The 13047-nt window shown below is 59.2% G+C and carries 12 protein-coding genes, 1 tRNA gene and 1 pseudogene; 5 read left to right on the top strand and 9 right to left on the bottom strand.

Annotation, left to right across the window (positions count from 1 at the left end; genetic code table 11):
* Positions 1 to 8: 8 nt before the first annotated feature.
* From NMB38_RS12675 to NMB38_RS12685, 3 genes are all read left to right on the top strand, one after another.
* Entirely contained in the window at positions 9 to 1289 is a 1281-nt protein-coding gene (locus tag NMB38_RS12675) for a carbohydrate porin (protein WP_125922245.1), read from the top strand.
* A gap of 329 nt (positions 1290 to 1618) precedes the next feature.
* Entirely contained in the window at positions 1619 to 2068 is a 450-nt protein-coding gene (aroQ, locus tag NMB38_RS12680) for a type II 3-dehydroquinate dehydratase (RefSeq protein ID WP_242809541.1), read from the top strand.
* Positions 2065 to 2913 carry a shikimate dehydrogenase gene (locus NMB38_RS12685; protein ID WP_490806136.1) on the top strand — a complete coding sequence of 283 codons (849 nt, stop codon included), beginning with the start codon at positions 2065 to 2067 and terminating at the stop codon, positions 2911 to 2913. Before aroQ ends, NMB38_RS12685 begins: the two co-directional genes overlap by 4 nt.
* 216 nt (positions 2914 to 3129) lie before the next feature.
* Here NMB38_RS12685 and NMB38_RS12690 read toward each other — a convergent pair whose 3' ends face one another.
* Both NMB38_RS12690 and quiC read right to left on the bottom strand, forming a co-directional pair.
* A complete protein-coding gene (locus tag NMB38_RS12690; RefSeq protein ID WP_027916070.1) occupies positions 3130 to 3801 on the bottom strand; it encodes a TetR/AcrR family transcriptional regulator in 672 nt (223 codons plus the stop codon).
* Positions 3802 to 3929: 128 nt separating this feature from the next.
* Positions 3930 to 5837: a 3-dehydroshikimate dehydratase QuiC gene (gene quiC, locus NMB38_RS12695; protein ID WP_028686419.1), complete on the bottom strand. Its 1908-nt coding sequence runs from the start codon at positions 5835 to 5837 to the stop codon at positions 3930 to 3932.
* 302 nt (positions 5838 to 6139) lie between these two features.
* On the opposite strand from quiC, the gene NMB38_RS12700 reads away from it, so the two are divergent.
* Both NMB38_RS12700 and NMB38_RS12705 read left to right on the top strand, forming a co-directional pair.
* The gene (locus tag NMB38_RS12700) at positions 6140 to 7516 is read left to right on the top strand and encodes an MFS transporter (protein WP_323157856.1); all 1377 of its coding nucleotides are present in this window, start codon (positions 6140 to 6142) and stop codon (positions 7514 to 7516) included.
* 218 nt (positions 7517 to 7734) lie between these two features.
* Positions 7735 to 7964 (top strand): annotated as a pseudogene (locus tag NMB38_RS12705) (hypothetical protein); the annotation flags it as partial.
* A 71-nt stretch (positions 7965 to 8035) separates the two neighbouring features.
* Here NMB38_RS12705 and NMB38_RS12710 read toward each other — a convergent pair.
* The 7 genes from NMB38_RS12710 to rpmI form a co-directional block, all read right to left on the bottom strand.
* A tRNA-Pro gene (locus NMB38_RS12710) sits at positions 8036 to 8112 on the bottom strand.
* 111 nt (positions 8113 to 8223) lie between these two features.
* Positions 8224 to 8580 carry a MerR family transcriptional regulator gene (locus tag NMB38_RS12715; RefSeq protein ID WP_003250681.1) on the bottom strand — a complete coding sequence of 119 codons (357 nt, stop codon included), beginning with the start codon at positions 8578 to 8580 and terminating at the stop codon, positions 8224 to 8226.
* Positions 8561 to 8863, bottom strand: coding sequence for an integration host factor subunit alpha (gene ihfA / locus NMB38_RS12720; protein WP_003250679.1), 303 nt, complete (start codon positions 8861 to 8863; stop codon positions 8561 to 8563). Before ihfA ends, NMB38_RS12715 begins: the two co-directional genes overlap by 20 nt.
* A gap of 4 nt (positions 8864 to 8867) precedes the next feature.
* Entirely contained in the window at positions 8868 to 11249 is a 2382-nt protein-coding gene (gene pheT, locus NMB38_RS12725; RefSeq protein WP_059183861.1) for a phenylalanine--tRNA ligase subunit beta, read from the bottom strand.
* A 33-nt stretch (positions 11250 to 11282) separates the two neighbouring features.
* Positions 11283 to 12299 carry a phenylalanine--tRNA ligase subunit alpha gene (gene pheS, locus NMB38_RS12730; RefSeq protein WP_027916075.1) on the bottom strand — a complete coding sequence of 339 codons (1017 nt, stop codon included), beginning with the start codon at positions 12297 to 12299 and terminating at the stop codon, positions 11283 to 11285.
* A gap of 109 nt (positions 12300 to 12408) precedes the next feature.
* Positions 12409 to 12765 carry a 50S ribosomal protein L20 gene (gene rplT / locus NMB38_RS12735; protein WP_003250671.1) on the bottom strand — a complete coding sequence of 119 codons (357 nt, stop codon included), beginning with the start codon at positions 12763 to 12765 and terminating at the stop codon, positions 12409 to 12411.
* Between the two features lie 27 nt (positions 12766 to 12792).
* A complete protein-coding gene (gene rpmI, locus NMB38_RS12740) occupies positions 12793 to 12987 on the bottom strand; it encodes a 50S ribosomal protein L35 (RefSeq protein WP_003250667.1) in 195 nt (64 codons plus the stop codon).
* Positions 12988 to 13047 lie beyond the last annotated feature (60 nt).

Raw genomic sequence — 13047 nt, forward strand, 5'->3', positions numbered from 1 at the left:
GCTGCGCAATGTCCTTCGTGTTCCGTTTGTCCCCTGCTCCCATCACCGCCGGCCTGCTTCTGGTCCTGGCCAGCAACGGTGCCATGGCCGAAGCCGATCTGCTGCGCCGCAGCACCTTCACTGGCGACTGGGGCGGCCTGCGCCATCAATTAGAAGACAACGGCGTCAAGTTCAGCGCTGACTACAGCGGCGAAACCGCCTACAACGCCGATGGCGGTCTGCACCGCTCGGCGCGCTATTCGCAGAACATCAAGCTTGGCGTGCAGTTCGACTTGTCCCGCTTGTACGGACTGGACAACGCCGGCAAGGTCCAACTGAGCATCAACGACCGCCGCGGGCACAGCGCTTCGGAAGAACTGGTAGGCAACCGCCTGCCGATCCAGGAAAACTTCGGTGGCCTGTACACCCGCCTCACCGAGCTCAGCTATGAGCGCAACTTTACCCCGGCGCTGAATATCAAGCTCGGCTACATGGCCATGGGCAACGACCTTGGCGGCCTCGACAGCGGGATCCTGTGCAACTTCATGAATGCCGGCTTTTGCGGGCATCCGCTGAACATGTCCGGCGGCAGTGGCTGGACCAATTACCCCAACGCGCGGCTCGGTGCACGGGTCAAATACGACCTGTCGCCAGCCTGGCAAGTGCGCGTGGCGGCGTTCAATGTCGACCCCGAGAGCAATGGCAACTCCAGCCGTGCCTGGAAGCTTGGCCCCAAGCACACCACAGGCACGGTGGTGCCGGTGGAGCTGGTGTACAGGCTGCTGGGCGAGCTACCGGGTGAGTACAAAGTGGGTTATTACTACGACAGCTCAAACGTCAAGCGCACTGGCCGCAATGACGAAGTGGCCGGCCGTGGTGGGCACTACCTGCTGATCGATCAGGCGGTATGGAATGACCCGGGCGTGGCAGGCCGCAGTTTGCATGCCTTTGGTCAGTACTCGGCATCGAGCAAGGCTGCATCGCCGTTTACAAAATGGTATGGCACGGGTGTTGTGCTGTATCAGCCGTTTGCAGGGCGCCCGCGGGATACCTTGTCGCTGGGCTACGGCCGCGCCGTACCGAACCCCCGTAGTCGAGCTGTGCTGGAGGATGCAGCTGCGCGCAATGATCAGGAGTTCCCGACCATCGACAGTGCCGAGCAGTTGATCGAGCTGAGCTATGGATATCAGGTCACACCCTGGCTCAATCTGCGACCGGATCTGCAGTACATCATCGAGCCTGGGGCATTTACCGGCGCTGATATTGATAATGCGCTGGTAGTCGGATTGCAGGTCAAGGCCAGTTTCTGAAGCGCTCTGGATGGCACGGCTTGGTAGTCCTTTCCGCTTCCTGGGTGTCCTCTCGTCATGCTTGCAGCCCCTGGGGTCGGGGCAACGAGACGCCCCGTGGTCGGGCATGGCGATAGCTAGAGGGCGCGAACACGGCTGTAGCAACAAAGCTACGCGTGGAACTGTATGACAGGCCCCAACACAGCGCATTCAAGTTTCGCGCTGCCAGGCAGCCGAACTTCGTGGTTCGGTAATCGCACATATTCAACGCGCAATCACGTACATCGATTGACGAATTAACCAGATAGTACAAACATCGGAGCTCCCAATAACAACACAGTGATCTGCCAATGACGCCCCGCATCCTCGTGCTCAACGGCCCCAATCTCAATCTGCTTGGCACCCGCGAGCCGGACCAGTACGGTCGCGAAACGTTTAGCGACCTCGCTGACAGCTGCGGCGCCAGCGCTCGCGATCTGGGCCTGGACATCGAATTCCGCCAGACCAACCACGAAGGCGAATTGATCGAATGGATCCACGCTGCCCGCAGCCGTTGCGCCGGTATTGTGATCAACCCAGGCGCGTGGACCCATACGTCGGTGGCCATTCGTGATGCACTGGTGGCCAGCGAGCTACCGGTGATCGAAGTGCACTTGTCCAATGTGCACAAGCGCGAGCCGTTCCGGCATAACTCATTCGTTTCATCGATTGCAGTCGGGGTGATATGCGGTCTGGGCAGCGCAGGTTATCGCATGGCGCTGGCACACCTTGGGCACATGTTTGTCGAGCAAGCAGCATGAGCGAGCAAAGCATTCTGGTTGGCCTGATTGGCCGCGGCATCCAGGCATCGCGCACCCCTGCTCTACATGAGTGTGAGGGCGACGCGCAATCGTTGCGTTACGTGTACCGGCTGATCGATGCCGATGAGTTAGGACTCAAAGACAGCGCCCTGCCCGATTTGCTCGATGCTGCTCAGCGCACCGGTTTTACCGGACTCAACATCACCTTCCCGTTCAAGCAAGCGGTCGTGCCGTTGCTCGATGAACTGTCCGATGAGGCGCGTAGCATCGGCGCGGTCAACACGGTGGTCTTCAAGGACGGCAAGCGGATCGGCCACAACACCGATTGCCTGGGCTTCGCCGAGGGGTTCAGACACGGCCTGGCTGACGTCCAAAAACGGCGTGTGGTGCAGATGGGCGCCGGTGGCGCCGGGTCTGCCGTCGCCCATGCGCTGCTGACCGAAGGTGTCGAACAGTTGGCGCTGTTCGACATAGATTTCGCCCGCGGGCAAGCTCTGGTCGACAACCTCAACGAGCGCTTCGGTGCAGGCCGAACCAGCCTTGGCATTGACCTGGCCGCCACCCTGGCTGACGCCGATGGCCTAGTCAATACAACGCCGGTGGGTATGGTCAAGCTACCGGGCACACCCGTGCCCGTCGGATTGCTGCATGCACGGCTATGGGTCGCCGAGATCATCTACTTCCCGCTTGATACGCCACTCCTGCGCCACGCTCGAGCACTCGGTTGCCGGACCCTGGACGGTGGCAAGATGGCGGTGTTCCAGGCGGTCAAGGCATTCGAGCTGATCAGCGGCAATGCTGCTGATGCTGGCAGGATGCAGGCGCATTTCGCCAGCATGGACTGAAGTGAGCTCGCCTGTTGGTGTAGATACCTGACACTGACGGGCCCAGGGCGCCTGATCAGGCAGTCGTTCATGAGCGCCGCACCGTGCTGATGCCCTTGCCGGACCGCTTCGATGCATTCGCCGTGGATCAGCCCAGCAAGGGCATCACGCTTTGGCTGCTCAATGACGATCAGGCGTTTTGCGGTCATTGGGCAGGTACAGCACGTGCCGTCTCTTTCATGCCTGGATATAGCGCAGCACCACGTCGCCGATCATCTGTTTGTGGCGCTGCTTGATCTGCTCGTCGGTCATATCGATCTGGAAGATCTCACCGAAGGTGTGTCGGTTGGAGACCCGATAGAAGCAGAACGAGCTCATCAGCATATGCAGGTCGATGACTTCGATACCCGCGCGAAAAACGCCCTCGGCAACGCCGCGTTCCAGCGAGCGGCCGAGCGTCTTCAACACCACGCTGCTCATCTCGCGGATCACCGGTGATTGCTTGACGTATTCGCCATAGTGGATATTTTCGGTCGAGACGATACGCACGAAGTCGACGTTGTGATCATGGTGATCGAAGGTGAACTCCACCAGTCGGCGGATGGCCTGCTCCGGCGGCAATGACTCCAGATCCAGGCTGTGCTCGGTCTTGCGAATGTCGCCATAAAGCTTGACCAGGCACTCGACGTAGAGCTGCTCCTTGCTGCCAAAATAGTAATAGATCATGCGCTTGGAAGCAGCGGTACGCTCGGCGATGGCGTCGACGCGGGCACCGGCCAGGCCCTGCTGGACGAACTCGCCAATTGCGGCCTGAAGGATATCCTCGCGGGTCTTCTCCGGGTTGTTCTTGCGCGATTTACGGCCCCCGTCGGAGGCAGGCTCGCCAAGGCTGACTACGGAATCATTCATACCCACTCACAGCCTGATTATTGGAATGGGTGGGATTATCCGTCACTGGTGCGACGCAGGGAAGCGCGCGGAGGGTGGCACCGGTCAGGTTTTGTCACAGGGGCGCCGGCCCAGGGCCGGCATCTGCCTTACAACACCGGTTTGCGCGGGGCCCCGCTGCGGGCTTTGGCCATGGCCGCCAGGCGGACCGCAACATTGGCAGCGCCATAACCGGCATACCCACCCTTGCGCTGAATGATTTCGAAGAAGAAACGCTTCTCGAAGGGCTCGGTATACACATGGAACAGCTCGCCACCCTGCGCATCACGGTCGTACAGCACATTGTAGTAAGCCAGTTCGCTAAGGAATTCGTCGTCGAAATCAAACCTGGCCGCGAGGTCATCGTAATAATTCAACGGGATCTCCAGCAGCGGCACGCCAGCGTTTTTCGCCCGCGCCACCTCGCCAAAGATGTCGGCACAGTCAAAGGCGATGTGGTGCACTCCCGAACCACGGTAGCTTGACAGCGCGTGAGCAATTGCGGTGTTGCGATTCTCGGAAATGTTCAGTGGCAGGCGCAGTGTGGAGCATTGGCTGCGCAAGGCACGGCTCTTGACCAGGCCATAGGGATCGGGCAAGACCACTTCGTCGTCGGCCTCGAAGTCGAACAGGCTCTTGTAGAACAGCACCCAGCTGTCCAGCGATTCGGCCGGAATGGCCAGGGCCATGTGATCAATGCGTTGCAGGCCGCCGCCAGCGTCGGGGGCGGCATCCAGGCGGAAATCGCTGTCGTAGATGGTATGCCCGGCACCTGCCTGCTCGACCAAGTAGATCAGGCTGCCATCCGGCGAACGCACGGCCGGGATCTCGCGTTCGTTGGGCCCGACCAGGCCACGGAACGGCTGACCACCGTAGGCGGTAGCGCGCTGCAAGGCGGCCTGAGCGTCCTTGACCCGTAGTGCGATGGCGCACAACGAGGGACCATGGGCTTCGAAGAAGTTGTGTGCAAATGAATAGGGCTCAGCGTTGAGCACGATGTTGATATCGCCTTGACGCAGCAGTCGAACACCCTTGCTGCGGTGAGCGCCGGCTTCGACAAAACCCAGACGCTCGAGCCAACCACCCAGACGTGCACCGACTGACTCATCGACGGCAAACTCAAGGAATTCTACACCGTCGTAGGCACTGGCGGGGGCTGGGTCAAACAGTACCCCAGGCTCGATCCGCTGGGCTTCGTGCTGCAATTGCAGGCGCGTCTTTTCTTCCAGATACAGGAGTGAACGCAGTCCATCGGCGGCAATCTGCCGGGTAGGTGCGGCGCGAAAGCCATCGTTGAAGATTTCCAGCGACAACGGCCCGCGGTAGCCGGTTTGCAGAATCGGTGCGAGAAAGCCCGCCAGGTCCATCTCGCCCTGCCCTGGGAAGCAGCGGAAATGACGGCTCCACTCCAGTACATCCATGGCCAGGATGGGTGCATCCGCCATTTGCACGAAGAAAATCTTGTCGCCTGGAATCTGACGGATAGCGCTCGGGTCGCCCCGCAGTGACAAGGTATGGAAGCTGTCGAGGATCACGCCCAGCCCCGGATGATCGGCCTGGCGGACCAGGTTCCAGCCCTGCTGGTAGGTATTGACGTGCCGGCCCCAGGCCAACGCTTCATAGCCAATACGCAGGCCGCGGACACCGGCGCGTTCGGCCAGCAGCCGCAGGTCGTCGACCAGAAGCTGCCCATCGCCCAGTGCGTCCGCCTGACTGTTGCTGCACACCAGCATCAGATCAGTGCCTAATTCCTGCATCAGGTCGAATTTGCGTTCGGCGCGCTCGAGGTTTTTCTGTAGACGCTCGCGGCGACAGCCTTCGAAATCGCGAAATGGCTGGAACAGGGTGATGGCGATGCCTAGATCGGCGCACATCTGACGGATCTCGCGCGGGCTACCGGCGTAGTAGAGCAGGTCATTTTCAAAAATCTCGACGCCGTCAAAGCCGGCTGCGGCGATGGCTTCGAGTTTCTCCGGCAGAGTGCCGCTCAAGGATACGGTGGCAATCGAACGCTGCATGCTGGGGTTCCCTTTATTTGAAAGGCATCAGCCAACGAACCCTTGCAGGCGCTTGGCGCACTCGATTATTCGCGGGTAAAGTCACGCCATCAATGGGTTTTGTACGAAATGGTTAGTTTTCGTTCGATTACCGAACGAAAGCGGGTTTATCGAATTGATTCGCCGCTCACGCCTGGTTGAACATGGATCCAGTTACAGATCATTCGAGCATTTCACTGCCCTGCGAACGCTCAGCAGATCCTGACCTACAAGCCCAGCGTCACGACCTAACAAGTTCAATAACAAGAACAACGGAGACAACAATGGCTCACTCCAGCTCCCAAGCTAAGAAAGCGACCGCCAGTGGGTGGATAGGCTCGGCCCTCGAGTACTATGACTTTTTTATCTACGCCCAAGCCGCAGCTCTGATCTTCCCGCAGTTGTTCTTCCCTTCGATGGACCCCACGATGGCCATCATCGCGTCGCTGGCAACTTATGGCGTCGGTTACCTGGCCCGTCCCGTGGGTGCGGTTGTCCTCGGTCACTGGGGCGATACCCGCGGTCGCAAAAACGTTTTGCTGCTGTGCATGTTTCTGATGGGTATTTCGACCATGGCCGTAGGCCTGCTGCCCACTTACCACGACATTGGCATCATTGCCCCAATTGTTCTTGCGCTGCTGCGCCTGGTTCAGGGCTTTGCAGTCGCTGGTGAAATCTCCGGTGCTAGCGCCATGATCATGGAACATGCGCCCTTCGGACGGCGAGGTTACTACGCCAGCTTCACCTTGCAGGGGGTTCAGGCCGGTCAGATAATGGCTGCTGCGGTGTTCCTGCCACTGGCCTACTTCATGCCAAGCGAAGCGTTCAGCGATTGGGGCTGGCGCATTCCTTTCCTGCTCAGCGCATTCGTGCTGGTAGCCGGTTTCATCATCCGCAAGGAGGTCCATGAGACCCCGGCCTTCGTCGAGGGCGAACAGGTAGACAAGATCGCCCGCTCGCCCGTCAAAGAAGCCTTCAAGTACAGCTGGAAGCACATGGTGCTGGTCGTGTTCATGGCGCTGATGAACGTCATTCCGGTGGTTGCGACGGTGTTCGGCGCAGCCTATGCAGTTCAGCCGGCCTACGGCATTGGTTTTGACCAAAGCGTCTACCTGTGGATCCCAGTAGTGGGCAACATCGTCGCAGTGCTCTTGATCCCGTTCGTTGGTAGCCTGTCTGACAAGATCGGCCGGCGTCCGATCATGATCACTGGCTGTCTGGGCTCGGGGCTGCTGGCTTTCGGTTATCTGTATGCGATCAGTATCCAGAGCGTGCCGCTGGCCTTTGCCGCTTCGATCCTCATGTGGGGTATGGTCTACCAAGGCTACAATGCAGTTTTCCCAAGCTTCTTCCCGGAGCTGTTCAACACGCGCTACCGCGTCTCGGCCATGGCCATCGCACAGAACATCAGCACCATGTGCACCGCCATGCTGCCAGCCATCTTTGCTGCCATTGCACCACCGGGCTCGGACAACATCTGGCTTATTGTGGGGGGGTCGGCGTTTTTCATCACCTGCATCTGTGCCTTAGCCGCCTATGTCGCGCCTGAGACATACCGCTTGGCGATGGAAGATCTCGGCAGCCCAGATGCCAAGCCGATCGATGAAAATGCATACGGCGCCCTCTGCCAAGACAGGCTCAAGCCTGCTGCCACTCACTGAAAACCGGTCGGGGCGGCATGCAGCCCCACCCGCCAGCGCCCATTCGCCACGCAGCATCAGTCAAAGTTTGAGTCAGCCAGCTCGGTGTTGCCCTGTATTCAGCGACGCTCAGGCAGGGTCATTGCCGAGACGGCAATGACCGAGTCATCTTCCAGCCACGCTGGCACGCTTGGCTGATAGCGCTGACCGCTGCCGACGAGCGCAGCACTGTAGTCTAGGCCTCGATCAGGATTCACAATTTCGAGCATACTTTAGGTCGGCGCCTGAAGGCTGCAGGGTGAACCAAAGAAGACCGCAAGCCGTCTTAGGACACAAGAATGGCAGCGTGACCAATTACTCTCCGGGCACGGAGATCAGCCAACTCATTGAGGCGGCAAACAAAGTTCCAGCCAGGGACTGGTTGGCCAAGGCTGAGCAGGTTGAAGAGGAACCATGCGTAACACCCTGAGAAGTCACGCAAAAGTCACGGACATGAAAAAGGCCACCCCTTTCGGAAATGGCCTAAGTCATTGAATATAATGGTCGGGACGGAGTGATTCGAACACTCGACCCCTTGCACCCCATGCAAGTGCGCTACCGGGCTGCGCTACGCCCCGACTCGGTTTGAAGCATGTTCTCGTTACCGCTGAGAACGATGAAGAAGATACCCTAACCTTTTGATTAATGGAAGCTTTTTTTCAAAAATTTCCACTCATCTTAAACAACGGTCACTTCTTCAACACCACCAGCACATCTTCCAGCTCCACAATCATCTGACGAATCAGCTGTTTGTACTGGCTCGACTCATCCTTGGCCTCATCACTGGAAAGCCGCAAGCGCGCCCCGCCGATGGTGAAGCCCTGGTCGTAAAGCAATGCGCGGATCTGGCGAATCATCAGCACGTCTTGGCGCTGATAATAACGCCGATTGCCCCGCCGCTTCACAGGATTGAGCTGATCGAACTCCTGCTCCCAATACCGCAGCACGTGCGGTTTTACAGCGCAAAGTTCGCTCACTTCACCAATGGTGAAGTACCGTTTGCCCGGTATGGGGGGCAGTTCGTCGTTATGGCTTGGTTCCAGCATAGGCCTCAACCCGGGCCTTCAACTTCTGCCCTGGACGAAAGGTGACGACGCGCCGTGCGGTGATCGGGATTTCTTCCCCAGTCTTGGGGTTGCGGCCCGGCCGTTGGCGTTTATCGCGAAGGTCGAAGTTGCCGAAACCGGACAACTTGACCTGCTCGTTCTCTTCAAGTGCGTGCCGAATTTCTTCGAAAAACAGCTCGACCAGCTCCTTGGCCTCACGCTTGTTAAGCCCCAGCTCCTCGTACAGCCTCTCGGCCATCTCAGCTTTCGTCAGAGCACCCATGCCGTTATTTCCTTAACGTGGTGTTCAACCTTTGTTCGAGCGAGGTGAGGATAGTGTGCAAGGTAGTGTTCACCTCATCGTCGTTAAGAGTGCGCGATGGATGCTGCCAGGTCAAGCCGACTGCCAGGCTTTTTCTATCAGGATCAATGCCTTTACCCTGGTAGACATCAAACAGCCTGAGGTCTGTGAGCCATTCGCCTGCATTGTCACGAATTACGTCAAGTACGTCTTGAGACGCTACATCACGTCCTGCGATCAACGCCAGGTCACGACGGGTTTCCGGGAACTTGGACAGCTCGCTGAATTTCGGCAACCGGCCTTCGACCACATCGGCCAGCACCAACTCGAAAACGAAGACTTGACGGTCCAGGTCCAGGGCTTTTGCAAGCTCGGGATGGAGCGCGCCCAAATAGCCAACAACCTTGCCTTCACGCTGGATTTCAGCCGTCTGACCAGGGTGCAAGGCTGGATGCTTGCCAGCGACGAAGGTGAAATCGTCCAGCGCGCCGGAATAACCCAACAAGGCTTCCACATCGGCCTTCACGTCGAAGAAGTCGATGGTGTCACGGCCATTGGCCCAGCCTTCAGGCAAGCGGCTGCCCGTAACGACGCCGGCAATCATCGGCTCCTGCGCCAAGTTGCCCAGTTGGCCAACGAAACGCAGGCCACTTTCGAACAAGCGCACCCGGTCCTGCTGGCGATTGAGGTTGTGCTGCACTGCCTTGACCAGGCCCGGCCACAAGGAGGCACGCATGGCCGCCATGTCGCTGGAGATGGGGTTGGCCAGCAACAGTGGCTCTACGCCTGGGCTGAACAACTCGAACAGTTTGGGATCGATGAAGCTGTAGGTAATGGCTTCCTGATAACCACGAGCAACCAGCAGACGACGCAGGTTCGGCAGCTCGCCACGGGTTTCCGGACGGGCTTGCGGCGCCAGGCGTGCCTGCGGGTAACGCACGGGCAAGTTGTTGTAACCGTACAGTCGCGCGAGCTCTTCGATCAGGTCGACTTCAAGGCTGATATCGAAGCGGTGGCTCGGAACGTTGACCGTCCACTGCCCTGCCCCGTCCGCCTCGGTAGCCAGACCAAGGTTGTTGAGCAACTGCTCGACCTGGGCCGGGTCCATTTCCATGCCAAGCATCTGGGCGATGCGCTCGGCACGCAAGGTAACCGGGGCGATGCTGGGCAGGTGTTGTTCGCTGACGGCTTCGACGATGGGGCCGGCTTCACCGCCTACCACTTCCAGTAGCAACGCGGTCGCACGCTCCATGGCTTCACGGGCCAACTGGGAATCGACGCCGCGCTCGTAACGGTGCGAGGCATCCGTGTGCAGGCCGTAGGAGCGGGCTTTGCCTGCGACGGAAATCGGCTCGAAGAACGCGCTTTCCAGGAACAGATCGCGGGTTTTGGCAGTATCGACGCCGCTGTGCTCGCCGCCCATGACGCCGGCGATGGCCAGGGCGCGGGTGTGGTCGGCGATGACCAGGGTGTCGGCACGCAGTGCAACTTCCTGGCCGTCTAGCAGGACGAGTTTTTCGCCCTCTTCGGCCATGCGCACGCGAATGCCGCCGTTGATCTCTGCCAGGTCAAAAGCGTGCATCGGCTGGCCGAGTTCGAGCATCACGTAGTTGGTGATATCTACGGCAGCGTCGATGCTGCGCACGTCGCTGCGGCGCAGACGCTCGACCATCCAAAGCGGCGTCGGCTTGCTCAGGTCAACGTTGCGGATCACCCGACCCAGGTAACGTGGGCAGGCAGCCGGCGCTTGGACCTCGACCGGGCGTACTTCGTCGTGCGCGGCAGCCACGGCGGGTACCAGCGGGCGGGTAACCGGTACGTCGTACAGCGCGCTGACGTCGCGGGCCAGGCCAGCGATCGACAGGCAATCACCCCGGTTGGGGGTAAGTCCGATTTCGATACTGGCATCATCCAGACTCAGGTACTGGCGAATGTCCTCGCCTACCGGCGCATCGCTGGCCAGTTCGAGCAGACCGTCGTTTTCTTCACTGATCTGCAATTCCGCCGCCGAGCAGAGCATGCCGAAGGACTCCACACCGCGCAGCTTGGCCTTCTTGATCTTGAAGTCGCCAGGCAGTTCGGCGCCGATCATGGCAAACGGGATCTTGATCCCTGGCCGTGCGTTAGGCGCGCCGCACACGACCTGGAACGTCTCCTGACCATTGCTGACCTGGCACACACGCAGCTTGTCGGCGTCCGGGTGTTGTTCGGTGGCAAGGATTTCACCCACCACGATGCCGCTGAACTGGCCAGCAGCAGGGGTTACGCTGTCGACTTCCAGGCCGGCCATGGACAGGCGGGCCACCAGTTCGTCACGGGAGACTTGCGGGTTTACCCAACCGCGCAGCCACTGTTCACTGAATTTCATGCTGTTCTTCTCCTGAAGGTTGCGTCGATTGGCTTAGCGGAATTGGGCTAAGAACCGCAGGTCGTTGTCGAAGAACAAACGCAGATCATTGACGCCATAGCGCAGCATGGCCAGGCGCTCGGCGCCCATGCCGAAGGCAAAGCCCTGGAATTCTTCAGGATCGATGCCCGACATGCGCAGCACGTTCGGGTGCACCATGCCGCAGCCCATCACTTCCAACCAGCCGGTCTGCTTGCATACCCGGCAGCCATTGCCCGAGCACATGACGCACTGGATATCCACCTCAGCAGACGGCTCGGTGAAGGGGAAGAACGATGGACGGAAACGCACCGCCAGTTCTTTTTCGAAGAACACACGCAGAAATTCTTCGATGGTGCCCTTGAGGTCGGCGAAATTGATGCCGCGGTCAATCAGCAAGCCTTCGACCTGGTGGAACATCGGCGAGTGAGTGATATCCGAGTCGCAGCGGTAAACGCGGCCAGGGCATACAATGCGAATGGGTGGCTGGGTGGACTCCATGGTCCGTACCTGCACCGGCGATGTGTGGGTACGCAGCAGCATGTTGGCGTTGAAATAGAAGGTATCGTGCATCGCCCGGGCCGGATGGTGGCCCGGGATGTTGAGCGCTTCGAAGTTGTGATAGTCGTCTTCGACTTCAGGACCTTCGGCAATGCCGTAGCCAATGTGCGTGAAGAACTGTTCGATGCGTTCGAGTGTACGGGTGATGGGGTGCAAGCCACCGGTGGCCTGGCCACGGCCTGGCAGGGTCACATCAATGCATTCGGCAGCCAGGCGAGCGCTGAGCTCGGCTTCTTCGAAGGCTGCCTTGCGTGCGTTCAGCACAACGGTGACGCGCTCTTTGGCGTCGTTGATCAGCGCGCCCACTTTGGGCCGCTCCTCGGCTGGCAGGTTGCCCAGGGTCTTCATCACCTGGGTCAGCTCGCCCTTCTTGCCGAGATAGTTGACCCGGATCTGTTCCAGGGCATTGATGTCTTCAGCGCGCTCCACGGCCTCCAGGGCTTGGGAGACCAGCGCATCCAGGTTTTCCATGTACAGACTCCAGATACGAAAATAGGGGAAGAGCTTTGAAGGCTCTTCCCCTATCGATGACGTTCAATGCCCGGCGACGCAAGCGTCGCCGGGTGATTGTCGCGGGTACTTAAGCCAGAACGGCTTTAGCTTTCTCGACAATCGCAGCAAACGCCGCTTTTTCGTTCACTGCCAGATCGGCCAGAACCTTACGGTCGATTTCGATCGAAGCCTTTTTCAGGCCAGCAATCAAACGGCTGTAGGACAGACCGTTGGTGCGGGCACCGGCGTTGATACGAGCGATCCACAGTGCGCGGAACTGACGCTTCTTCTGGCGACGGTCGCGGTAGGCGTATTGGCCTGCCTTGATGACCGCTTGCTTGGCAACACGGAATACGCGCGAACGTGCACCGTAGTAACCTTTAGCCAGTTTCAGAATTTTCTTGTGACGCTTACGGGCGATGACGCCACGCTTAACACGAGCCATGAGTAACTTCCTCTATCTTAACCAGAATTAACGTACGCGCAGCATGCGCTCGACTTTTGCCACGTCGGACGGGTGCAGCAAGCTGGCACCGCGCAGTTGACGCTTACGCTTGGTCGACATTTTGGTCAGGATGTGGCTCTTGAAAGCGTGCTTGTGCTTGAAGCCCGAAGCGGTCTTCAGGAAGCGCTTCGCAGCACCGCTCTTGGTTTTCATTTTTGGCATGTTGGAACTCCGCATTCGATAAAAATTACACAATAATCATCAGGCCTGCCGTGCCCGGGA

It is taken from the genome of Pseudomonas sp. FBCC-B35, from assembly GCF_059133755.1.

Coding starts and splice junctions, on each gene's coding strand:
- aroQ (WP_242809541.1), top strand. CDS start 1,619: ATGACGCCCCGCATCCTCGTGCTCAACGGCCCCAATCTCAATCTGCTT.
- NMB38_RS12715 (WP_003250681.1), bottom strand. CDS start 8,580: ATGCTGGAACCAAGCCATAACGACGAACTGCCCCCCATACCGGGCAAA.
- rplT (WP_003250671.1), bottom strand. CDS start 12,765: ATGGCTCGTGTTAAGCGTGGCGTCATCGCCCGTAAGCGTCACAAGAAA.
- NMB38_RS12685 (WP_490806136.1), top strand. CDS start 2,065: ATGAGCGAGCAAAGCATTCTGGTTGGCCTGATTGGCCGCGGCATCCAG.
- pheT (WP_059183861.1), bottom strand. CDS start 11,249: ATGAAATTCAGTGAACAGTGGCTGCGCGGTTGGGTAAACCCGCAAGTC.
- ihfA (WP_003250679.1), bottom strand. CDS start 8,863: ATGGGTGCTCTGACGAAAGCTGAGATGGCCGAGAGGCTGTACGAGGAG.
- NMB38_RS12675 (WP_125922245.1), top strand. CDS start 9: ATGTCCTTCGTGTTCCGTTTGTCCCCTGCTCCCATCACCGCCGGCCTG.
- quiC (WP_028686419.1), bottom strand. CDS start 5,837: ATGCAGCGTTCGATTGCCACCGTATCCTTGAGCGGCACTCTGCCGGAG.
- rpmI (WP_003250667.1), bottom strand. CDS start 12,987: ATGCCAAAAATGAAAACCAAGAGCGGTGCTGCGAAGCGCTTCCTGAAG.
- NMB38_RS12690 (WP_027916070.1), bottom strand. CDS start 3,801: ATGAATGATTCCGTAGTCAGCCTTGGCGAGCCTGCCTCCGACGGGGGC.
- pheS (WP_027916075.1), bottom strand. CDS start 12,299: ATGGAAAACCTGGATGCGCTGGTCTCCCAAGCCCTGGAGGCCGTGGAG.
- NMB38_RS12700 (WP_323157856.1), top strand. CDS start 6,140: ATGGCTCACTCCAGCTCCCAAGCTAAGAAAGCGACCGCCAGTGGGTGG.